Origin of the sequence: Bacillus salacetis (assembly GCF_049177075.1) — a bacterium.
GTDB classification, from domain to species: domain Bacteria; phylum Bacillota; class Bacilli; order Bacillales; family Bacillaceae_B; genus Rossellomorea; species Rossellomorea salacetis_A.
In genome coordinates this window covers 3,209,066-3,231,896 of record NZ_CP185377.1, presented here as the reverse complement: position 1 = coordinate 3,231,896, position 22,831 = coordinate 3,209,066, and the positions used below count along the sequence as shown (strand labels likewise).

26 protein-coding genes are annotated in these 22,831 nt (G+C 42.3%); 24 read left to right on the top strand and 2 right to left on the bottom strand.

Annotation, left to right across the window (positions count from 1 at the left end):
• Nucleotides 1–94: 94 nt before the first annotated feature.
• The 18 genes from cymR (at nt 95) to ACOJQI_RS16900 (ending at nt 18,795) form a co-directional block, all read left to right on the top strand.
• Complete coding sequence (cymR, locus tag ACOJQI_RS16985; RefSeq protein WP_409251471.1) at nt 95–514, top strand: cysteine metabolism transcriptional regulator CymR; 420 nt, start codon at nt 95–97, stop codon at nt 512–514.
• Between the two features lie 14 nt (nt 515–528).
• On the top strand, nt 529–1,671 hold the full coding sequence (locus ACOJQI_RS16980) for a cysteine desulfurase family protein (protein ID WP_421380067.1): 1,143 nt from the start codon (nt 529–531) through the stop codon (nt 1,669–1,671).
• A gap of 146 nt (nt 1,672–1,817) precedes the next feature.
• Nucleotides 1,818–2,933, top strand: a complete 1,116-nt coding sequence (gene mnmA / locus ACOJQI_RS16975) for a tRNA 2-thiouridine(34) synthase MnmA (RefSeq protein ID WP_421380065.1) — start codon at nt 1,818–1,820, stop codon at nt 2,931–2,933.
• A 262-nt stretch (nt 2,934–3,195) separates the two neighbouring features.
• Complete coding sequence (locus tag ACOJQI_RS16970) at nt 3,196–3,861, top strand: tetratricopeptide repeat protein (RefSeq protein ID WP_421380063.1); 666 nt, start codon at nt 3,196–3,198, stop codon at nt 3,859–3,861.
• 23 nt (nt 3,862–3,884) lie between these two features.
• Entirely contained in the window at nt 3,885–6,281 is a 2,397-nt protein-coding gene (locus ACOJQI_RS16965) for an ATP-dependent RecD-like DNA helicase (protein ID WP_421380060.1), read from the top strand.
• 215 nt (nt 6,282–6,496) lie between these two features.
• Nucleotides 6,497–6,682, top strand: a complete 186-nt coding sequence (locus ACOJQI_RS16960; RefSeq protein WP_119545519.1) for a hypothetical protein — start codon at nt 6,497–6,499, stop codon at nt 6,680–6,682.
• 7 nt (nt 6,683–6,689) lie between these two features.
• A complete protein-coding gene (locus ACOJQI_RS16955; RefSeq protein WP_421380057.1) occupies nt 6,690–6,830 on the top strand; it encodes a YrzQ family protein in 141 nt (46 codons plus the stop codon).
• Between the two features lie 412 nt (nt 6,831–7,242).
• Nucleotides 7,243–8,319: an AI-2E family transporter gene (locus ACOJQI_RS16950; protein WP_421380054.1), complete on the top strand. Its 1,077-nt coding sequence runs from the start codon at nt 7,243–7,245 to the stop codon at nt 8,317–8,319.
• 371 nt (nt 8,320–8,690) lie between these two features.
• Entirely contained in the window at nt 8,691–11,324 is a 2,634-nt protein-coding gene (gene alaS / locus ACOJQI_RS16945) for an alanine--tRNA ligase (protein WP_421380051.1), read from the top strand.
• A gap of 80 nt (nt 11,325–11,404) precedes the next feature.
• Complete coding sequence (locus ACOJQI_RS16940; RefSeq protein WP_409251462.1) at nt 11,405–11,671, top strand: IreB family regulatory phosphoprotein; 267 nt, start codon at nt 11,405–11,407, stop codon at nt 11,669–11,671.
• Nucleotides 11,672–11,674: 3 nt separating this feature from the next.
• A complete protein-coding gene (gene ruvX, locus ACOJQI_RS16935; protein WP_421380047.1) occupies nt 11,675–12,091 on the top strand; it encodes a Holliday junction resolvase RuvX in 417 nt (138 codons plus the stop codon).
• 12 nt (nt 12,092–12,103) lie between these two features.
• Nucleotides 12,104–12,388: a DUF1292 domain-containing protein gene (locus ACOJQI_RS16930; RefSeq protein WP_421380044.1), complete on the top strand. Its 285-nt coding sequence runs from the start codon at nt 12,104–12,106 to the stop codon at nt 12,386–12,388.
• A 169-nt stretch (nt 12,389–12,557) separates the two neighbouring features.
• Nucleotides 12,558–13,694: an endolytic transglycosylase MltG gene (gene mltG / locus ACOJQI_RS16925; protein ID WP_421380041.1), complete on the top strand. Its 1,137-nt coding sequence runs from the start codon at nt 12,558–12,560 to the stop codon at nt 13,692–13,694.
• A gap of 208 nt (nt 13,695–13,902) precedes the next feature.
• Nucleotides 13,903–14,538, top strand: coding sequence for an O-methyltransferase (locus ACOJQI_RS16920; RefSeq protein ID WP_421380039.1), 636 nt, complete (start codon nt 13,903–13,905; stop codon nt 14,536–14,538).
• A gap of 61 nt (nt 14,539–14,599) precedes the next feature.
• Complete coding sequence (gene udk, locus ACOJQI_RS16915; protein ID WP_421385497.1) at nt 14,600–15,247, top strand: uridine kinase; 648 nt, start codon at nt 14,600–14,602, stop codon at nt 15,245–15,247.
• Nucleotides 15,248–15,489: 242 nt separating this feature from the next.
• Nucleotides 15,490–15,966, top strand: coding sequence for a transcription elongation factor GreA (greA, locus tag ACOJQI_RS16910; protein WP_421380036.1), 477 nt, complete (start codon nt 15,490–15,492; stop codon nt 15,964–15,966).
• A 157-nt stretch (nt 15,967–16,123) separates the two neighbouring features.
• A complete protein-coding gene (locus ACOJQI_RS16905; RefSeq protein WP_421380034.1) occupies nt 16,124–17,884 on the top strand; it encodes a peptidoglycan D,D-transpeptidase FtsI family protein in 1,761 nt (586 codons plus the stop codon).
• Nucleotides 17,885–18,006: 122 nt separating this feature from the next.
• Nucleotides 18,007–18,795, top strand: a complete 789-nt coding sequence (locus tag ACOJQI_RS16900) for a DUF1510 family protein (protein WP_421380031.1) — start codon at nt 18,007–18,009, stop codon at nt 18,793–18,795.
• A gap of 44 nt (nt 18,796–18,839) precedes the next feature.
• On the opposite strand, the gene ACOJQI_RS16895 is transcribed toward ACOJQI_RS16900, so the two are convergent.
• Nucleotides 18,840–19,046 (bottom strand): YrzA family protein, encoded by a 207-nt coding sequence (locus ACOJQI_RS16895; RefSeq protein WP_421380029.1) that lies wholly within the window; start codon nt 19,044–19,046, stop codon nt 18,840–18,842.
• A 96-nt stretch (nt 19,047–19,142) separates the two neighbouring features.
• On the opposite strand from ACOJQI_RS16895, the gene mtnN reads away from it, so the two are divergent.
• From mtnN to ACOJQI_RS16870, 5 genes are all read left to right on the top strand, one after another.
• On the top strand, nt 19,143–19,838 hold the full coding sequence (gene mtnN, locus ACOJQI_RS16890; protein ID WP_421380027.1) for a 5'-methylthioadenosine/S-adenosylhomocysteine nucleosidase: 696 nt from the start codon (nt 19,143–19,145) through the stop codon (nt 19,836–19,838).
• A 136-nt stretch (nt 19,839–19,974) separates the two neighbouring features.
• Nucleotides 19,975–20,226 (top strand): YrhC family protein, encoded by a 252-nt coding sequence (locus ACOJQI_RS16885; RefSeq protein WP_421380025.1) that lies wholly within the window; start codon nt 19,975–19,977, stop codon nt 20,224–20,226.
• Between the two features lie 372 nt (nt 20,227–20,598).
• On the top strand, nt 20,599–20,736 hold the full coding sequence (locus ACOJQI_RS16880; RefSeq protein WP_421380022.1) for a YrzI family small protein: 138 nt from the start codon (nt 20,599–20,601) through the stop codon (nt 20,734–20,736).
• Between the two features lie 49 nt (nt 20,737–20,785).
• A complete protein-coding gene (locus tag ACOJQI_RS16875) occupies nt 20,786–20,923 on the top strand; it encodes a YrzI family small protein (protein ID WP_421380020.1) in 138 nt (45 codons plus the stop codon).
• A 45-nt stretch (nt 20,924–20,968) separates the two neighbouring features.
• Nucleotides 20,969–21,106: a YrzI family small protein gene (locus ACOJQI_RS16870; RefSeq protein WP_421380017.1), complete on the top strand. Its 138-nt coding sequence runs from the start codon at nt 20,969–20,971 to the stop codon at nt 21,104–21,106.
• A 619-nt stretch (nt 21,107–21,725) separates the two neighbouring features.
• Here the strand turns inward: ACOJQI_RS16870 and sigK are convergent.
• Nucleotides 21,726–22,442, bottom strand: a complete 717-nt coding sequence (gene sigK, locus ACOJQI_RS16865; protein WP_421380015.1) for an RNA polymerase sporulation sigma factor SigK — start codon at nt 22,440–22,442, stop codon at nt 21,726–21,728.
• A 211-nt stretch (nt 22,443–22,653) separates the two neighbouring features.
• Here sigK and ACOJQI_RS16860 point away from each other — a divergent pair, with 211 nt between their 5' ends.
• Nucleotides 22,654–22,800, top strand: a complete 147-nt coding sequence (locus tag ACOJQI_RS16860; protein WP_421380012.1) for a hypothetical protein — start codon at nt 22,654–22,656, stop codon at nt 22,798–22,800.
• Nucleotides 22,801–22,831: the final 31 nt, after the last annotated feature.

Genomic DNA, 22,831 nt, shown 5'->3' with positions numbered 1-22,831 from the left:
TGCGATTATGCTATAATGACAAAAGTTACTAAGGAAATGATGGAATATATAGTTGCACATTTTTGTTATAAAGATAGATTGAGGGGCGAAAACTATGAAAATTTCTACAAAGGGACGTTATGGGTTAACCATCATGATTGAACTGGCGAAGCGTCATGGCGAGGGTCCGACATCTTTGAAGTCCATTGCCAAGGCACAGAATCTGTCTGAGCATTACCTTGAGCAGCTGGTGGCTCCATTGAGAAATGCAGGGCTTGTTAAAAGTATCAGGGGTGCTTATGGCGGTTACGTTCTCGGAAACGAGCCGTCTCAAATTACAGCAGGGGATATTATCAGGATTCTGGAGGGGCCGATTTCTCCTGTTGAAGGCATTGAAGATGAAGAACCGGCAAAGCGTGAACTTTGGATGAGGATCAGGGATGCCGTGAAAGAAGTCCTGGATAATACAACGATTGAAGATTTGGCAAGCTATACTGACGAAGGCGAGTCAGATGCCTATATGTTTTATATTTAATTGGAGGAATGACTATGAAGACGATTTATCTCGATAATGCGGCGACCTCCCCGATGGATCCCCGTGTTATTGATGTAATGACAGAAACAATGAGAGGGACATTCGGAAATCCATCCAGCATCCACTCTTCCGGAAGGGATGCAAGACAGAAACTTGACGGCGCCCGTATGACTGCTGCCAAGAGTATCGGTGCAGGATTTCATGAAATCATTTTTACAAGCGGCGGCACAGAGGCAGACAATCTGGCATTGACTGGTACTGCCCATGCGTTAAAAGATAAAGGCAGGCATATCATCACGTCTTCCATTGAGCACCATGCCGTTCTTCATACTTGTGAGCAGCTGGAGAAGGAAGGATTTGAAGTCACTTACCTGCCTGTGAATGAGCAAGGGATCGTTTCTGTCAAAGATGTCGAAGCAGCTTTAAGAGAAGACACCATTTTAGTCAGTGTCATGTACGGCAATAATGAAGTCGGTACTATACAGCCGATTTCTGAAATCGGGGAATTGGTAAGAAGCCGAGGGGTTTTATTGCATACAGATGCAGTACAGGCTTTCGGGATGACAAAGATAGATGTAGTATCAGAAAATATTGATCTTCTCTCCATCTCAGCCCATAAAATTAATGGACCAAAAGGAGTCGGCTTTCTGTACGCAAGAAAAGATGTTCCTCTTGAAGCGAAGATGTTCGGCGGCGAACAGGAAAGAAAAAGGCGGGCAGGAACGGAGAATCTCCCTTCATTGGTGGGAATGGCTGAAGCAATCAGGCTTTCTCAGGATGAGATGGAAAAAAAGGCAGAAGAGTATACTAAATTTAAAAAGATATTAATGGATATCTTGAAAGAAGAAGGCATTGAATTCTATTTGAATGGTACTTTGGATCAAGCATTGCCGCATGTTCTGAATCTTAGTTTTCCGGGTACAGATGTTGAATCCATGCTTGTCAATATGGATTTGGCTGGAATAGCCGTATCAAGCGGTTCTGCTTGTACAGCGGGTTCGATTGAACCTTCCCATGTCCTGCTTGCCATGTTTGGTAAAGAGTCAGAACGTCTTAGAAACTCAATCCGTTTCAGCTTCGGAATCGGCAATACAGAAGAAGATGTCATACACACCGGCAAGGAAGTGGCCAAGATCGTCAGCCGCTTGAGAAAATAAGGCAGAGTTCAATCTCTTGTCTTCCATGGAAGTTTATATTAAAATCTTTCTATTGTTTTACCCTGGTTTGTATAAAACCTAAGCTTGGAATCAAGACAAGAAACTATCAGACTTTTCGTCATTACTATATAAAGGAGGTGCCTTTCGTGAAGAAGGAACCTAAAGATACAAGAGTGGTTGTCGGCATGTCAGGAGGGGTGGATTCCTCCGTCGCGGCACTATTATTGAAAGAACAGGGATACGATGTCATCGGCATCTTCATGAAAAACTGGGATGATACCGATGAAAATGGCGTATGTACGGCAACTGAAGACTATGAGGATGTCATAAGGGTCTGCAACCAGATTGGAATCCCCTATTATGCCGTCAATTTTGAAAAACAATATTGGGATAAGGTGTTCACGTACTTCCTGGATGAATATAAAGCAGGGCGCACACCAAATCCTGATGTCATGTGCAACAAAGAAATCAAATTCAAGGCTTTCCTTGAGCATGCTGTGAAGCTTGGAGCCGACTATCTGGCGACTGGACACTATGCCCAAGTTGAATACCGCGACGGGGAATATAAAATGCTCCGCGGCAAGGACTCTAACAAAGACCAAACCTACTTCCTCAACCAGTTGGGACAGGATCAGCTGGAAAAAGTCATGTTCCCGATCGGCGGCATCGATAAGAAGAAGGTAAGGGAAATTGCTAAAGAAGCAGGGCTTGCAACTGCAACGAAAAAAGACAGTACCGGGATCTGCTTTATCGGAGAACGCAATTTCAAAGAGTTCTTGAGCAATTACCTGCCCGCGCAGCCGGGCAACATGGAAACTCTGAATGGTGAAGTGAAAGGGAAACATGACGGTTTGATGTATTATACAATCGGTCAAAGGCAGGGCCTTGGTATCGGTGGAGCCGGGGAACCTTGGTTTGTCATCGGTAAGGATCTTGACCGAAACGTCCTTTTTGTTGAGCAAGGTTTTGACCATGAAGCTCTATACTCAGATTCGATTCTCGCAACAGACGTGAGCTGGACATCGGAGAAAGAGAAACCGTCTGAATTTGATTGCACAGCAAAATTCCGTTACCGCCAGGAAGATCATGAAGTGAAGGTTCAGCTTCTTGAAGGGGATAAAGTAAAAGTGATTTTCAAAGAATCTGTTAGGGCAGTAACGCCTGGACAAGCAGTTGTTTTCTATAACGGAGATGAATGCCTGGGCGGCGGAACAATCGATGAAATTTTCAAGGCTGAGAAAAAACTTGATTTTGTAGGCTGATCATCACGAGGTTAATCAGATTGAATGTCTGATTAACCTTTTCTTTTTATATCCAGCTCCAGCGCCTAGCCCCTCGGGTCATAAGCCAATCCGTCAAGAAGGTTAAAGAGCAACCTTCCAGTCGGCTCGTCTTATGCCTGTCGGGGCTGATCAAGGCGCTTGCGCTTTTGTTCTTATACAGGTCTTTCTTATCACAAACAGTTGTTGTGATATACTAGGAAAATGAATGGAAAGACAAATCAATGAACCAGAGGTGTTTCAAATGGATAAAAATTCAAAAGGAATACAGCTTCTTCAAGAGGGAAAAGTGGAAGAGGCAGTTAAGTTTTTTACAGAGGCTATTGAAGAGAATCCGACAGATCCTGTCGCATACATAAACTTTGGAAATGTCCTCCTTTCAGTAGGAGAAAATGAAAAAGCGGAGAAGTTTCTTAAGAGAGCCATTTCCCTTGATGAAGGAGCGGCTTCGGCTTATTACTCCCTGGGTAACTTATATTTCAACGGGGAGAATTTCGATGCAGCAAAGGAAGCTTTTGAAACGGCTATCCAAAAAGGACTGGAAAGTGAAGATGTATTCTTCATGCTGGGCATCTCCCTCGTCAACCTGGAGCAGCCGAAACTTGCTCTTCCTTATTTAATGAGAAGCGTTGAGTTGAATGGTGATGATACTGAAGCGCGCTTTCAATATGGACTTTGCCTGGCGAAAACTGAAGCTTATAAAGAAGCGATCGAACAGCTGGAAACGGTTGTCCAGCAAGATCCTGAGCATGCAGATGCTTATTATAACCTGGGCGTTGCCTATGCGGGTTATGCGGATGATGCAGAAAAAGCGAGAAGCTGTTTCGAAAAAGCCCTGGAAGTCCAGCCTGATCACATGCTTGCTGGTTATGGTTTGAAAATGATCGATCAGTTAAAAGAAGAGAATTAACATAGAAACAAGGGGGTTTCTAAATGAGCAGGCAAGACTCCTTAGAACTTTTTGATGAAAACGAAATTTATATAAAGGGTAAACATCTTGTCACTATCTTTCATAATGAAAGTAATCTTTATTCTGTCATCAGGCTGAGGGTGGAATCCACCAATGCCCAATATGAGGACAAGGAAGCAGTCGTTACTGGTCATTTTCCAAAGATCCACGAACAGGAAACCTATGTTTTCCATGGTGCTTTCAAGGAACACCCCAAGTTTGGAATGCAATTTCATGCTCAGCGTTTCAAGAAAGAAATCCCCCAGACGAAACAAGGAATTGTCGACTACCTGTCAAGTGAACTGTTTAAAGGAATCGGTAAAAAAACGGCTGAAAACATCGTGGAACAGCTTGGTGAAAATGCAATCAGCAAAATACTTGAAACACCTTCCCTCCTCGATGATATTCCCAAACTTCCACCTGACAAAGCAAAATCGCTTTATGACTCCCTTGTAGAACATCAAGGCTTGGAAAGAGTCATGATCAGCCTGAATGAATTTGGTTTCGGTCCGCAGATTTCAATGAAAATTTATCAGGCTTATAAGGAGCAGGCGCTTGAAATTCTGCATAAAAATCCTTACAAGCTGGTCGAAGATATTGAAGGCATCGGATTTGGACGGGCAGATGAACTTGGAAGCAAGCTGGGGATAACCGGGAGTCATCCGGACCGGATCAAGGCCGGCTGCCTCTATACACTGGAACATAATTGTCTGCAGGAAGGACATGTTTATCTCGAGGCGGAAACTCTGCTGACCAATGTGAAGTCTCTTCTTGAAAAGAGTCAAAACGAGAGAATCAGTTACGACGATATATCACGGGAAGTCATAAAACTCGAAGAAGAAGGGAAAATCATCGGAGAGGAACGGAGGGTGTACCTGCCTTCGCTTTATTTCTCGGAAAAAGGATTGGTAACCAATATTGACAGGCTGCTTTCTCAAGATCAATATACAGACCAGTTCCCGCAATCAGAATTCCTGATGGCGCTTGGCGGTTTGGAAGAGAGGTTGGATGTTCAATATGCACCAACCCAGAAAGAAGCAATAGAGACAGCTCTCATGTCTCCGATGATGCTGTTAACAGGAGGTCCCGGTACAGGGAAAACGACGGTAATCAAAGGGATTGTAGAGCTCTATGCCGAACTTCACGGTTGTTCTCTTGATCCAAAGGATTATAAGGACGAGCCGTTCCCTATTCTTCTGGCTGCACCTACAGGCAGGGCTGCCAAAAGGATGACAGAATCAACAGGTCTTCCTGCAGGGACAATCCACAGACTGCTGGGCTGGAACGGTACGGACAGCTTTGACTATGACGAAGAACGTTCCATTCAGGGGAAGCTTTTGATTGTTGATGAAATGTCGATGGTGGACACCTGGCTGGCAAATCAGCTATTCAAAGCGCTTCCCGATGATATCCAGGTCATTCTTGTTGGAGATGAAGACCAGCTGCCTTCTGTGGGTCCAGGCCAAGTGCTGAAAGATCTACTGCGGTCTGAAGTCGTTCCAACTGTCCGGCTGACTGACATTTACCGCCAGGAAGAAGGGTCATCCATTATTGAAATGGCCCATGAGATGAAAGCGGGCCGGCTTCCTGCCAACCTCCTTCAGCCTCAGAAGGATCGTTCATTTATCAGATGCACAACCTCACAAATTGCTGAAGTCGTGGAAAAAGTTGTGGCCAATGCAAAATCAAAGGGGTACAGCGCCAAGGATATTCAAGTACTTGCCCCGATGTATAGGGGTCCTGCCGGTATTGACAAGTTGAATGTCATGCTGCAGGAGATCTTCAACAGCAATGATGGCACACGAAAAGAGATTTCCTTCGGTGATACGAAATACCGGATTGGCGATAAAGTCCTGCAACTGGTCAATCAGCCTGAAAGCAATGTGTTTAACGGCGATATCGGTGAGATTGTTTCCATCTTTTATGCAAAGGAAAATACAGAGAAACAGGACATGGTCATTGTTTCTTTTGAAGGTAATGAAGTGACGTATACACGTCAGGAGTTGAATCAGATCACGCTTGCTTATTGCTGTTCGATTCACAAGTCACAGGGAAGCGAGTTTCCGATTGTCATTCTGCCGGTCGTGAAAAGCTACTTCAGAATGCTGAGGCGCAACCTGCTTTACACTGCTATAACAAGAAGCCGTAATGCCCTGATCCTCTGCGGAGAGGAACAAGCCCTGAAGATGGGTGTGGAAAGGGAAGAGGATGTTCAAAGGCTGACGACTCTTTATGAAAAGCTGAGAGGAATGGAGTCTGAAGTGGAGACTGTATCAAATGATGAAGCAGTTGACTCGCAGCCGGCGAATAAGCTTGAAGAAATGCTTCAGGCAGACCCGATGATCGGAATGGAAAAGGTTACACCTTATGATTTTCTTTAATTAAGCGAACTATATTAGTATCCGGGGGCTTGATCCTCTGGGTACTTTTATCATTATGGCGCCGTTCTTCCTCGTATTGCTAGGAAATTGAATACGCTTTGGACAATTTGGACATAATGGCTACTGGAAAAGATGGCAGAGATCTACTTCAAAAGCAGGTTTTCAGTGACCTGTAAAGCAGTCAATGCCACGGATTTAAAGGGGTGGCTGATGTTATGAAATGTCCAAATTGTCAAAGTAAAGATATTGGCAAAATCGGCATTAACCAGTATTACTGCTGGAAGTGCTTTATTGAACTTTCGATTACCAAAGGTGTGATCCACACGCACCAGGTCGAGGAAGATGGAACACTAAGCTCTTTAGATGACTTGTTTGACGAGGAAGACCGCCAACTAAGTTAAGGAAGAGGTGGGCACCTTGAATAAAACAATGGCCTCAATGATCGGGTTCGGAGCAGGAATTGCTGCGACCATGTACTCTCGCCGTTCAAACATGATGAGTGGACGGAACATGAAGAAAATGCGTAAACAAATTAAAAAGATGTTTTAAGAACAGAGGGGGTTCTCCCTCTGTTTTTTTATTATGAATTCTGAATGAAATTCACATAAAAAATACATTAATTGAGAAAGTCACCAAGGGAAGAGGAAGGATATTTAAAAAAAGGGAAACTTTTTCCGTTAATCTGCAGAATTCAGCTGGGGAGAGGTAAATAAGGGAAGAATTTTCCGTTAAGCATGCTCAGGACCCGATTTGACATGTGTTTTTCAGTAAATAGCGGAAAATTTTACCCCTATTTGACCTATTTCTCCCGACATTTCTTCGATAAGGGAAATTTCTTCCCTTATTGTATAGGATTTTAACATCTTGCACCTCAAAATTAGACTACTTACCAACACTGAATGGTTTCCCTTTTTTTGCTCACATTAAGTAGTATCAACGGGAAGTGAAAGGAGGAGGAGATGTGAACAACAACCGCACTTATGTCAGATGGCTGTACCGGCTGGCGATAACCCTTTTGGCAGTGATCATTCTCTACATTTTCTATCTTCTGCACCCTGTTTGGCAGCCTGTTCTAAGGGTCATGGTCATCGGACTGATTCCTTTTTTGCTGGGCGGCTTCATCACATACCTTCTCCACCCGGTAGTCGAAAAGTTGTTCAGGGCCGGCATACATAGAGGGATTGCGATCCTGCTGATTTATATCCTTTTCTTTGGCGGTCTTGGGTATGCTGTATATAAAGGGATACCGGTCATCATTCACCAATTGAAAGACTTGGCGGAAAACGCACCGGTGTATACTGATCAATATCAGCGCTGGCTTGATTATATTCAGAGAAAGACATCCACTTGGCCGGACGGGATTCAGCAGGAGCTCGAGTCCAGGATCGAACGCTTTGAGGAATGGCTGAATGGGATTGTGGCTTTGATTCTTTCCGGGGTTTTAAAGGTAATGAACAGCCTCTTATTATTTGCGATTGTCCCATTTATCTCTTTTTACTTGCTGAAGGATTTTCCGAAAGTGAAACGGGCAGCGACAAGTTTAACGCCTAAAAAATGGAGACATAGTGCCGGAAGTTTTTTGAAAGATCTTGATGAGTCACTTGGGGGATACATAAGGGGGCAGTTATTGGTATGCCTGCTTATCGGATCGCTTGGAGCTCTGTCCTTTTGGATCTTTGACATGAAATATCCTTTGCTTCTCGGGATCATTGTCGGAGTTACGAATGTCATCCCCTATTTCGGCCCTGTGATTGGAGCAGTTCCGGCCGCCATAGTAGCGAGTACTATCTCTAATGAAATGATTATAAAAGTGGTTGTGATTGTTTTCGCGCTGCAATTCATTGAGGGGAATATCTTGTCTCCATTGATAGTGGGGAAAAGCCTGCATATGCATCCTTTGTTTATAATGGCCGCCTTGATTATCGGCGGCGAAGTAGGAGGGGTTCTGGGGTTAATCGTAGCTGTTCCGCTGCTGGCCATGCTGAAGGTTGCCGTGATTCACGCAAGGACACATTTTACAGCGAGGGAAAGCCCTTGAAAATAATTTCTCATTTTCTCCTCATTCAGATTGACAAATGACAATGATATTTCTATAATTCGACTTATACAATAAAACACTAACCAAATCGACGAAAGATCGAGTATGTTATAGTCCATCTGAGTGCCCTTGCACGCAAGAGAGGAATTTCCCAGGCTGAAAGAAATTCCAGATGAAGGATAACAGAACGCTAATCCAGAGTGCAGAAACCCTGCCGTTCGCCGCGTTAAGGCTCCAGAGTGATGAATCCTGTTCAACAGGGTCCATAACCAGGGTGGTACCGCGAGCAAGCTCTCGTCCCTGACCAGGGATGAGGGCTTTTTTGTATGCTTTTTTGGTTAAATTTTGTGAATGAAGGAGGAAAACGTAACATGAAAACCTTAACAGGTGCAGAAATCAGAAGAAAATTTTTAGAGTTCTTTAAAGAAAAAGGCCACAGGGTAGAACCAAGCGCATCACTTGTTCCGCATGAAGATCCTTCATTACTATGGATCAATAGTGGTGTTGCCACACTTAAGAAGTACTTCGACGGGCGTGTGATTCCTGAGAATCCCCGAATTGTCAATGCTCAAAAGTCCATTAGGACCAACGATATTGAAAATGTCGGGAAAACGGCCCGCCACCATACATTCTTCGAGATGCTGGGGAATTTCTCCATCGGTGACTATTTCAAAGTGGAATCAATCGAATGGGCATGGGAGTTCCTTACAGATGAAAAGTGGATTGGCTTTGATCCGGAGAAGCTTTCCGTAACAATCCATCCTGAAGATGAGGAAGCATTTGAAATCTGGAGAGACAAGATCGGTGTCCCTGCGGAAAGAATCATCCGTATCGAAGGTAACTTCTGGGATATCGGAGAAGGCCCGAGCGGACCGAACACGGAGATCTTCTATGACCGGGGACCTGAATATGGGGACAACCCTGAAGATCCTGAATTATACCCAGGCGGTGAAAATGACCGTTACCTGGAAGTCTGGAACCTTGTGTTCTCTGAATTTAATCATAATCCTGATAACACTTACACGCCGCTTCCTAAGAAGAATATTGATACCGGAATGGGCCTTGAACGAATGGCTTGTGTAGCTCAGGGAGTTCCAACGAACTTTGATACTGACCTTTTCATGCCGATCATTTCTGCCGTTGAAAAAATCTCCGGTGAAGAATACCGAAAGGATGATCAGAAGGACGTAGCCTTCAAAGTCATTGCTGACCATATCAGAACAGTATCGTTTGCTGTCGGTGACGGCGCGCTTCCATCCAATGAAGGAAGAGGCTATGTATTAAGAAGATTGCTTCGCCGTGCCGTGAGATTCGCCAAACAAATCAATATCAACCGCCCGTTCATGTATGAACTTGTTCCGGTTGTGGCAGAGATCATGGTGGACTTCTATCCTGAAGTGAAAGAAAAAATGGAATTCATCCAAAAGGTTGTCAAAAATGAAGAAGAACGTTTCCACGAAACACTGAACGAAGGTCTTTCCATCCTTTCTTCTGTTATCAAGAAAGAAAAGGAAGCCGGCAATACAGTGATTTCCGGTAAAGATGTTTTCCGTCTTTATGATACTTACGGCTTCCCGGTTGAACTAACGGAAGAGTATGCTGAAGAAGAAGGCATGACGCTGGACGAGGAAGGCTTTGAAAAAGAGATGGAGCTTCAGCGTGACCGTGCACGTTCAGCCCGCCAGGATACAGGCTCCATGCAGGTACAGGGAGGAGTTCTTGGGGATATCAAGGTTGCGAGTGAATTCGTCGGCTATGATGAACTTCAATCCGCTTCAAAAGTAGAAGTGATTGTGCTGAATAATGAGTTGTCCGACAAAGCTGAAAAGGGCGATGAAATTCAATTCATTTTGGATAAAACTCCATTTTACGCAGAGAGCGGCGGACAAATCGGGGATAAAGGTCTTCTTTTAGCTGAAGGTGTCAGGGTTGCTGTAAAAGATGTCAAAAAAGCTCCAAACGGCCAAAATCTTCATAGTGCTGTAGTTGAAGAGGGGACTCTGACACAAGGCCAGGAAGTCAAAGCATCAGTTAATGAAACGATGCGCAGTAAAGTCATTAAGAACCATACGGCAACACACTTGCTGCATCAAGCCCTTAAGGATGTACTCGGCGGGCATGTTAACCAGGCTGGGTCACTTGTTGAACCTGACCGCCTGCGCTTTGACTTCTCTCATTTCGGCAGCGTCAGCCCAGAAGAAATCGAAAAGATTGAAGCGATAGTCAACGAGCAAGTGTGGAATAGTACCACAGTGGGAACTGATTACAAATCGCTTAAAGAAGCAAAAGAAATGGGCGCGATGGCTTTATTTGGAGAGAAATATGGAGATACTGTCCGTGTAGTCTCTATCGGAGATTTCAGCCTTGAGCTTTGCGGCGGGTGCCATGTAAACAATACTTCTGCAATAGGCCTGTTCAAAATCGTTTCCGAAAGCGGGATCGGTGCCGGGACACGCAGAATTGAAGCAGTCACAGGTGAAGCGGCTTACAATATGCTGAAAGAACAAGTGAGCTTGTTGAAGCAGGCTGCTGAAAAGGTGAAATCCAAGCCAAAGGATATCGTTTCCAGAATCGACAGCCTTCTTGCCGAAATGAAGGACCTTCAGCGGGAAAATGAGTCTCTGACAAGCAAACTATCCAATATTGAAGCAGGAAGCCTGACGGATCAGGTGAAAACCATCGATGGTGTCAATGTCCTTTCAGCCAAGGTTGCAGGCGCTGACATGAATACTCTTCGTAACATGGTCGATGACCTTAAGCAGAAACTTGGATCGGCAGTCGTTGTTCTTGGATCTGCGCATGATGATAAAGTCAACATCACAGCCGGTGTGACGAAAGATCTTGTAGAAAAAGGCTACCATGCAGGAAAGCTAGTAAAAGAAGTTGCCGGCATTTGCGGCGGCGGCGGCGGCGGACGCCCGGATATGGCTCAAGCTGGAGGGAAAAATCCAGAAAAACTGGATGAAGCCTTGAAGTTTGTAGAAGATTGGATCAAATCCGTTTAAATCGATACTAAAGTGGTGTACAATGAATGTAATAAGACAGGTTTGCCAGAATACACCAAGCCTAAAGAGAGGTGCGAATTATGAGCTCTTTTGATAAAACAATGCGATTTAATTTTTCGGATGAACCATTTGAACAGGACGTCAACGAGGTCCTGCTCCAGGTCCACAATGCTTTGCAGGAAAAAGGATATAATCCAATCAATCAAATTGTAGGTTATCTGTTATCCGGCGATCCTGCGTACATCCCCAGACATCAGGATGCACGTAACATCATCCGTCGACTGGAACGTGATGAGATCATTGAAGTGCTGGTTAAATCTTATTTAAAACAGCATAAAGAGGGGTAAAACATGCGCGTTATGGGACTTGACGTCGGCTCGAAAACAGTCGGCGTAGCAGTAAGCGATGCAATGGGCTGGACGGCCCAGGGCGTTGAAACGATTTCCATCAATGAGGAACAGTCGCAATTCGGCCTTCAGCGAGTGGAAGAATTGATTAAAGAATACGAAGTCGACAAGGTGGTCATCGGATTCCCAAAAAATATGAACAATACAGTGGGTCCCCGTGGAGAAGCATCTCAAAAGTATGCTAAACTGCTTGAGGACAAGCTCGGTGTTTCAACGATTTTATGGGATGAACGTTTAACAACAATGGCTGCGGAAAGAATATTACTTGAAGCAGATGTAAGCAGGAAAAAACGTAAAAAAGTAATTGATAAAATGGCGGCTGCCTTTATCCTCCAAGGATATCTGGACAGCCAGAAATAAGAGGTGTATAAAATGGAACACGGCGAAAAGCAAATTACAATTATTGATGAAGAAGGAAATGAACAGCTTTGTGAGGTTCTTTTCACTTTTGAATCAGACCAATTCAACAAATCATATGTACTTTACTACCCGGTAGGTGCGGATGAAAATGGAGATGAAGAAATCGAAATCCATGCGTCTGCATTCGTTCCTGGAGACGAAGGTGAAGAAGGCGAACTGAAGCCTATCGAAACCGAAGAAGAATGGGATATGATCGAAGAAATGCTTGAAACCTTCCTTGATGAGGAAGAAGAATAAGAAACACATCAGAACACTTGTAAAGTAAGAGGGCATTCTGCAAATGGGAAGAAGATTCCTTTTTTGCAGAATGCCCTCTTTTTTTGGATGAAAAATATAGTATAATGTAAAAGATGCATGTCGAAATATAAGGGGGAACCCCGGTTTTGCTCGAGAGGGGGAAATTTATATGAGTGAAGAAAATAAATCAAAAAAAGAGATTCTCTTATCAAAATTAATAGAGCGAAAAGAAGAAGCCAAGGTTATTAGAAAGATAGTTGGTATCATAGTCCTTGCCCTGTTTATTATCATTGGGGGGACGGCAATCGGCGGCTATCTATATGTTAAGTCAGCATTGCAGCCTGTAGACGAGGATAACAATAAGTCAGTCAACGTAGAAATCCCGATTGGATCTGGTGTCACTTCCATCGGAAATATATTAGAAGAGAATGGCATTATCAAAAATGCCCATGTTTTCAAGTATTATGTGAAATTTAATAATGAATCAGGATTTCAAGCGGGAAGTTACGATTTGACTCCTGCCATGACCCTTGATGAAATCATCACCAGCTTAAAGACAGGGAAAGTGATGATGAAGGCAGAATTCAAGGTCACGGTTCCTGAAGGACTGCAATTGGATCAGATTGCAGAGAAAATTGCTGAAAAAACGCCTTATGAAGCAAAAGAAGTCCTGGAAAAATTAGATGATAAAGCTTTTATTGAAAAGATGATTGAGAAGTATCCAGAACTCTTGGTAAAAGAAGAAGTTTTGGCAGATGGTGTAAAGCACCCTCTGGAGGGTTATTTGTATCCTTCAACTTATCCTTTCTATGAAGAAGAGCCTTCATTGGAAACGATTATCGATAAGATGATCTCCCAGACTCAGGATGTGTTGACGCAATATGAGACATCCAGGGTGGACCAGAATTTAACCGTCCATGAACTGCTGACATTGTCTTCATTAGTAGAAGAAGAGGCAACAGAAAAGGCGGATCGCGGGAAGATTTCAAGTGTGTTCTATAACCGGTTGAAAAAAGAGATGCCTTTGCAGACTGACCCGACTGTCCTCTATGCCCTTGGTGAACATAAATCAAGGACTGTTTATGAAGATCTGGAAGTTGATTCACCCTATAACACTTATCAGAACAAGGGACTTCCGCCTGGCCCTATCGCTAATGCCGGTCTGTCATCCATCGAGGCGGCACTCAAACCGGATAATACAGAATACTTATACTTCCTTGCTTCCAAAGAAGGGACTGTATATTACTCTGAGACATTGGAAGAGCACAATGAGAAAAAGGCCGAACATATCACTTCACAGCAATAAAACTAAAGAGGGAAGTTTATAGCTTTCCTCTTTTTTATATGCTAAAATAGTACAAGTGTTTTTTAGAAATATGTTACAAACCTGATATATATCCACACGGTAGAAAGCTTGCGGGCTTTCTACTTTTATGTAGGTGTAGATAAGGCTGGAAGATGATTCAGCTAACAATAATTTTTGCCTTCGAGAAACGGGAAAGTGAGTGAATACCTTGGATAAAGCAGTAAATGCTTATATTGAATCATTAATAAATGACCGAAATGATCTTTTAAGTGAGATGGAGACTTTCGCTCAACAAGAAAATGTACCTATCATGGAGCTTGCAGGGATTGAAACCCTCCTCCAGCTGTTGAGAATACAAAGGCCCAAGAGAATCCTGGAGATTGGAACTGCGATAGGATATTCCGGCTTGAGGATGGCAGAAGCCCTTCCTGACACTGAAATAGTGACCCTTGAGAGAGATGAAGCACGTTATCAGCAGGCGTTAGGCTTCGTAGGTCGATCTCAGCAAAAAGATCAGGTTGATATAATATTTGGTGATGCTTTGGAAATGGTCCAAGTGGTCGAAGAAAAGGGTCCTTACGATGCGATTTTTATTGATGCAGCAAAAGGACAGTATCAAAAATTCTTTGCTCTTTACACTCCCTTTCTAACGGATGAAGGCGTAATCTACTCTGACAATGTTCTGTTTAAAGGGATGGTTGCAGAGGAAAATGTAGAAAATAAGCGTATACGCCAAATGGTGAAAAAGCTTAAGAGTTACAACGATTGGCTGATGAATCATCCAGAGTACAATACAGTGATCATCCCGGTTGGGGATGGGATTGCTGTCAGCAGAAGAAAATAACGACCTAAATAAGAGTCCCTTTTTGCAATAGTAGAGTCTGCAGCACGAAATAGGAAAGGAGATCCACTATTCAATGAATCATAAGCCAATTGTAATCGGTGTAGCCGGAGGATCGGGGTCAGGAAAAACAAGCGTGACCCGTTCCATCTACGAATCATTTCAAGAACATTCCATCCTGATGATCCAACAGGACTATTATTATAAAGATCAAAGCCATTTACCTTTTGAGGAAAGGCTTAAAACGAATTATGATCATCCGCTGGCATTTGATAATGATCTTCTAATTGATCATTTAATGAAGCTGTTGAAAAATGAACAAATTGAAAAACCGGTATATGATTATAAGATGCATACCCGTTCTGAAGAAACCATAGTGGTCGAACCAAAGGATGTCATAATTTTAGAGGGAATTTTGGTATTAGAAGATGAAAGATTGCGTAACTTAATGGATATTAAGCTATATGTGGATACTGACGCCGATTTGCGTATCATCCGCCGGATGCTTAGAGATATCAAAGAGCGCGGCCGTTCCATTGATTCAGTTATTGATCAATACATCAATGTCGTCCGTCCAATGCATAATCAATTCATTGAACCAACGAAACGATATGCTGATGTCATTATCCCTGAAGGCGGCCATAATCATGTCGCAATCGATCTAATGGTAACAAAAATTCAAACAATTCTTGAACAAAAATCATTTTTGTAATACGATAGCATAGATAAAAACATACAGTAATTTTCAGAAATCTTTATCATCCCAAGGAATGAACTACAAGCGAATATTCTTTTTAGGGAATGGACGATAAGGGCCTCAAAGCCTCTAGTGTCCATTCCCTGAATTACAATGGAAGAATAAGCTGAAAGAGGAATTCCGGAGCACAAGGTACACGCTTATGTACATAAAGAACCGGTGGGAGGTTCTTATACTTTTATAAGGAGTGAAGTATTTTGGCAACAGAAAAAGTATATCCAATGACTCAAGAAGGTAAAGAGAAATTAGAAAAAGAACTGGAGCAGTTAAAATCGGTTAAACGTAAAGAAGTCGTGGAAAGAATCAAGATTGCCCGCAGTTTCGGTGATCTGTCTGAGAACTCCGAGTACGATGCTGCTAAAGATGAGCAGGCATTCGTGGAAGGAAGGATTTCCACTCTTGAAAACATGATCCGCAATGCAAAAATCATTCAGGAAGATGAAATGAATTCTGATACCGTTACACTTGGAAAATCGGTAACATTCATTGAACTTCCAGATGGTGAAGAAGAAACTTATACAATTGTGGGAAGCGCGGAAGCTGATCCATTCGAAGGAAAGATCTCGAATGACTCTCCAATCGCAAAAAGCCTGCTTGGCCATAAGGTAGATGATGAAGTAACAGTTCAGACTCCAGGCGGGGAAATGAATGTTAAGATTACAGGAGTAAAATAATTAAGTATTTTCAGTGATGGAGGCGCCTGCTTTCATCACTTTTTTTGTTTTTCACTGGATTAGGCACAGCATCTATCCACCTTTAAATCAACCATGGTTTCCCTATATGAGTATGTTTCCCGCCAAAACGTCAACAATGGTTGAAGAGGTGTTCTAGATGAAAAAAAGGCGAATATACTTTTTCAGTGGAATGGTGCTGTTGATCATGCTCGGGCTTATGGGAAGACTGGTTCAGATACAATTACTGGGAGCAGAGTCATTTTCCAAACATAGAATCAATTTAATTGAAAATAGTGTAAATCAAAGAACTCAGCAGCTGGTCATTGACGAAGGCAGGGGGTCATTCCTGGACAGGAATGGAGAATCACTTAACTATGAAACAAGAAACGTTTTAGTGCTGTTTCCTTTTCTTTCCAGAATAGACTGGGATGCCAAACAAATAGCTGATATCCTGGGGATAAATGAAAGTGAGCTTCAAAAGGATATAGAGGAAGCAAAAGAGCCATTTGTTTTTGGAAAGCCAGCTCCTTACATATTGAGTGAAATGCAGATGAATGAAATTAACAACTTAAAGCTGAATGGTGTATTTGCATTAAAGCGAAAATATCCTAAAGAAGAAATCATTGCCGAACAATTGATAGGATTGACTGGCGAGAACGAAGAACGATTTCATGCCAGGTATCCTGAAAGAGTAAAAGGAGCTACCCAAAAGATAGGGATTACAGGGCTGGAAAAATCGTTCGATGAATGGCTGATAGCAGAACAGGAATCTAAGCTTATTTATCATGTGGATGCGAGAGGAGGCCCGCTGTTCGGTGTCGATGTAAAATATCTCGCTCCGGCCAATCCATTTTATCCTTTGGATATCCAAACAACGATAGATTCCGAACTGCAAGAGAAAATGGAAGAGTTGGTTGATCAACACTCTATCAAAAGGGGCGGAGCTGTACTGCTGGATATTGAGAGCGGTGATCTATTGGCGAGTGTATCCAGGCCGGCTGTCCAAGAAGGGACCCCTTTCTCCGATGATGGAGCGAAGAACTTAATGACAACACAGATTGTTCCTGGCTCTGTTTTTAAAACAGTTGTGGCCTCTGCAGCCATTGACCTTAATCTAGTGGATGAGAATGCACTATTCAATTGTGATGAAACCATATATGGAAAGCCTGCCCCCAAACCCCACGGCACAATTAATATTAATGAAAGTTTTGCTGTCAGCTGTAATCGAACGTTTGCCGACATTGCCAAAAGCTTGGTAGAAAAAGATGAGACCACCCTCGACCGGTATGCTGAAAGACTTGGATTGATAGGGGAAATAGGCTGGAAAGGCAATATCTTTCATTATGAAGACTTTGAACAGCTGCCGATTGATAGAGGAAGAATCTTTATTAATGCGGATGAGAGGAAAGAAGCTAATTATGTAGCCCAGACCGGAATAGGTCAAAGAGAAGTGAGGGTGACGCCGATCGGGGTTGCCAACATGATGGCGACAATTGCCAGGGGAGGCAAGAGACAGAGTGTTAGGACAGTGAGCGGAATTCAATACAAAAATGGAACTGAATTGGCAGGCTTCCCGGTACAAAAAGAAGATGAGCAGGCAATTTCGCCTTATACAGCCATGAAAATGCAGCAGTATCTCCGGAATGTTGTAGCCGTAGAGTCAGGGACAGCAAGGTTTCTGCAAACAGCAGCCTATGAGATTGCAGGAAAAACCGGAACTGCCCAGACAGGAAAGTACAGTGGTGAACAGGAGTTGTATAATAAATGGTTTGCAGGCTATTTTCCTTTTGATAAGCCAAAGTATGCCCTGGCTGTCGTAAACATGGACGTGTTGGAATATGAGGGCGGAATTTATCCGATTTTTAAAGAAATTGCCGACATGATCTATGAGAGCAGCCAAGTGGAAGAAGAATCCTAGTAGGAAAACATTCTTATTTTTAATGAAATTTCTTTTGATGAATTTATTTGCGTGATAGAATGGGTAAAAGAGAAAAAGAGCCTTGCAGTTAAGGCATAATGTTGCAGAGGAGTGTACAATGAATGCCGAAATATAATTCACGTTTAGATAAAAGGGCTAAGAAGAAATCGAATGTTATTCTGAACAGCCTGATTGGAATCGTCTTACTGCTGATTGTGGTTGTTGGGGCAACGATATTCCTTGGAAATGATACAGAACCGGCAGCAGGGGATGACACAGAATCCACTGCCAATGAAGTCGCGGACAGCAGTTCTGCTGACGAGGAAGAGGAAACAGAGGATTCATCAACTGACGCAGCTGCAGATGAGAATGAAGATGCTTCAATTGATGAAGATTCTACGGAAGAAAGTGATGAAGACACAGCAGCGGACACCGCTTCCGAGGATTCTGGCGATGATAAGCCTGTTGCAGATGGTGAAGATTTAGCTGATGAGGAAGAAAAAGAAGATAAAGAGAAGAAAGATAAAAAAGATACAAAAGAAAAAGAATCTTCTAAAGAAGATGATAAGAAGATTGTAAAAGACAGTGATGAACCAAATGTCAAAAAAGAGATTGTGAATCCTAACTGGAAGCCAATAGGTACAAAGCAAACAGGAGAGCACGTTGCTAAATATGAGGCAGATTCTGCAGATTGGCAGGAAAAAGTTCAAGCCCTCTCATACGCAACTGGAATTCCTGAAGACAATATGACAGTCTGGTGGTTGGAGCGTAACGGTGGTCCAGATAAAGCGATCGGTACCGTTGCACCAAAAGACCAGTCGACTACTTACCGGGTTTACTTGCAGTGGGTAGACGGAAAAGGCTGGAAACCAGTCAAAATGCAAGAACTCATCGAAAATGATAAAGATTAATGAAAAAATCCCACGCTGTATTAATCAGCATGGGATTTTTTATTTCATTTCTTCGCCTTGAAGTGAACAACCGCAGTATAGAAAGGACGTCCTTTGTCATCCAGCGTTACATTGTGTGAAACGGAATGGACCGACAGGAGAATGCCTTTGTTATGCCCGATTTGTTCATTGATTTTTTTCTCGAGCGTCTGCAGATCCCTTGCCTCGAAAAACTCGATCTTGTCTTGAATTAAATCAAATTCAATATTCACGGGAATTCCTCCTTGTGGAAAACAGGTTGCCTTTAGGGTAAAATAGCTACATACATAAAGAGTATACAATATGGTGAATGAAATGAGGTATTCAAGATGAAAATTGCTATTATCGGAGCTATGGAAGAAGAAGTAAGGCTTCTTAGGGAAAACATAGAAAATGCCAAAGAAGAGGTAATCGGAGGAAGCCAATATACTTCTGGCACCATGCATGGTGTCGAGGTTGTTCTCTTACGTTCCGGAATCGGAAAAGTAAATGCTGCCATGAGTACAGCTGTTCTGCTTGAAAGATTCAAACCTGACTGTGTGATCAATACAGGTTCTGCAGGCGGTTTTGATGCTGAGCTGAATGTAGGGGATGTCGTTATTTCCACTGAAGTAAGGCATCATGATGTCGACGTGACGGCTTTTGGGTATGAATATGGCCAAGTCCCTCAGCTTCCGGCCGCATTCACGGCAGATGAAAAATTAAAACAAATTGCCACCGAAAGTGCCAAAGAAACATCAGATGTGAAAGTGGTGTCCGGTCTGATTGCTACTGGTGATTCCTTCATGAATGATCCTGCCAGGGTTGAAGCTATTCGCGATAAGTTTGATAATCTTCAGGCTGTGGAGATGGAAGCCGCCGCAATCGCTCAGGTTGCTCATCAATTCCAGATGCCTTTTGTCATCATCCGTTCTCTTTCTGACATTGCAGGAAAGGAATCCCATGTTTCCTTTGATCAATACTTGGAAACAGCGGCAGTTAATTCCGCAAATCTGGTCATGAAAATGGTGTCTAAACTAAATTAGTTATATCATTTGCAATCCCTTCTTCCACATTTGGTGTGATTTACATGGATAAATAGCCCGCTTTCTATGTTAGAGTGGAAATAGAGCTTTTCCGTAAATCAAACAGTTGAAACCCAAATGAAAGAAGGGATTTCCTTTGAAAAATATAAAAAAGAATTTAAATGATAAACTTATAGATTATAAACGATTTGCTTTTGTATTAGTTTCGTTAAGTGTATTTCTGTATCTGGGAGCTGTTCTTCCGGTAGAAGAAAAAACCCTCTTTAAAACATATATGCTGATGAGCGGAACAATTGTCATGCTTGGATTCTCAGGATTGTTTTTCTATCGGGCTGCCAAGTTGAAGAAGCAGCTTGCAGACATGGATGATGAACAGCTGAATATGTAGCAAAAAGCCTGGATTGGGACACCTCTTTCCAGGCTTTTTTATGTTATAAAAAATTTGTCTTAAAAAAAGGGCAAAAAAATGGTTTACTTTTCCTGTTCAATTGGATATACTTACCTCTGTAAGGAAATAACAATGAGTAAAGGAGGTCGAATGACATGATGATGAAAGCTAAAGCAGTGAATAAGGTTGCATCAACTGAATATATGTATACACATTCGATCGCCGATGGATTGATTATTTCGTAATGTAAACTAATCATACCAAGCCGCGGGAGTGTGTGCATTCCTGCGGCTTTTTTGTGCCTGCTGCGGGGAGCTGTCTCTTCGCGGCTTTTTTTAATGGTATGAATTAATTTTACAAGGAGGTGTTAGTATGACGCTGAATATTTTATTCATGAGTGTAACAATCAAAAAAAGGAATCGTTCTGTGGATGATTACAATCATGACAGGATGGTCTCGAGGCAATATGAAGAAAACAAATTAAAGCAAGACACAGTCCGAATGTTCTAATCATCGGTCAGATATGCATAAGCAATTTTGTGGAAAGGGAGGTGTTAATATGACGCTGAATATTTTATTCATGAGTGTAACAATCAAAAAAAGAAATCGTTCTGTGAATGAATACAATCATGACGTGATGGTCTCCAGACAGTATGAAGAAAACAAATTAAAGCAAGACACAGTCCGATTGGTTTAATCCATCAGATATGTATAAGAAGCTTTGTGAAAGGGAGGTGTTAGTATGACGCTGAATATATTATTCATGAGCATTACCATCAAAAGACGAAACCGATCGTTTGAAGAATATGACCACGACCTCAGGGTTTCAAAACGATTTGAAGAGTCAAAAATGAAACAAGAATCAGTAAAGTTGTTCTAATAATGACACTAAAAATGGAGAGGAGAAAAACATATGGTTTTTTATCAGGTGAAACGTCTAAATGCACTCTGGGTGGAGAAGGACTCTGCATAACAAAGCTGCAGGCTGTTCTTCCTTCACCATCATGCAGGATGTTATGTTCATTTGAACATTAATAACAGAATGAATACGGGAAGGTGAAAGATATGTTTTTGAATGTATCCCTTTTGACTTTGGTAATAAAAAGAAAAAAACGAAAATAAACGATAAAGACCGGGTCAGCGTCGCGAGACAGCTGCCCGGTCTTTTTATATGAGTAGTGAACCTTTTCACAAAGTTGTCACTGCTTAGTAAATATCTGTTCACTTTCTCTCCGTTGAAAGGCAATTTCTTGTAATACAATAGAAGTAAGAAATAGCACAAATCATTTGTGAAGGAGAGTGGAGAACATGTTCTCTATGATCATGGGATTATTGCTGACAACTGCAATCGGTGTCATCATTGCTGCTGAAGTAAGCGTAGACTAAAGTAAAATAGAATAAACTTCTGATAAGAGATGATCCCTGTGATGATCTCTTTTTTCTTTAATATTTTGTTAAAGGAGAGCAGACAGTTTCTGGTGTCTGCTCATAGACTGAATTCATGATGACTGCCTTTTTTCTTTCTCTTCACGGTAAAATTCATGGAACATCTTCATAAGGGCTCTCTTTTCAATCCTGGATACATAACTTCTTGAAATACCAAGTTCTTTTGCGATTTCCCTTTGTGTCTTTTCTTCTTTCATATCAAGACCGAATCGGCCGATGATTACTTCTTTTTCCCGATCATCCAAAACACATATATATTTTCTCACTTTTTCGAGTTCCATGCTTAATTGGATCGTTTCAATTACATCGTCAGCATCTGATTTGAGGATATCAATCAAGCTGATTTCATTGCCTTCTTTATCCTGGCCAATGGGGTCATGGAGTGAAACGTCTTTTTTTGTTTTTTTAAGGGCTCTGAGATGCATGAGGATTTCATTCTCGATACATCTGGCGGCATAGGTGGCGAGCTTTGTTCCTTTACCTTCTGAATAGCTTTCAATGGCCTTGATCAGACCAATCGTGCCGATCGAGATGAGGTCTTCCGGATCTTCTCCGGTGTTCTCAAATTTTTTCACAATATGGGCAACAAGACGAAGATTGTGTTCAATTAAGATGTTCCTGGCATCCTCATCCCCATCTGCCATCTTCCGTAAGTATTTTTTTTCTTCTTGTGATGAAAGCGGTTGTGGAAATGCGTTGTTTTTCACATAGGACACGAGAAAAATCAACTCTTTCAGAAAATAACCAATAGCAGTAGCGATCGCGGACATACTTTCACCTCCAGTGAAGGACTTTTGCCTATACTGAATCATATGATAAAAATGTTCTGTCCTTGCACGTCCCTTCAATTTAGTTTGTTCACCAATGTGTTTCTAGGTGACACGCATAATTCTGAAGTACCGGCATATAAAATGCTGGAGCCTATACACGAATGCCCTCGTCTGCATAAGATATCTATAACAACAATATAGGAGGGATCCAATGATGGTATACGGTTATCCGTACTACTATGCTCCTGTCTATCCGCCGCGTGGAAGTTATGGAGGCTTTTACTTGGCGCTGGCTGTTGTCCTGCTCATCCTGTTGTTCCTGTTTGGCTGCTGGCGTTATTATCATTATGCAAGATAAATGTCCGGGTGAAAGGCACCCGGACATTTAT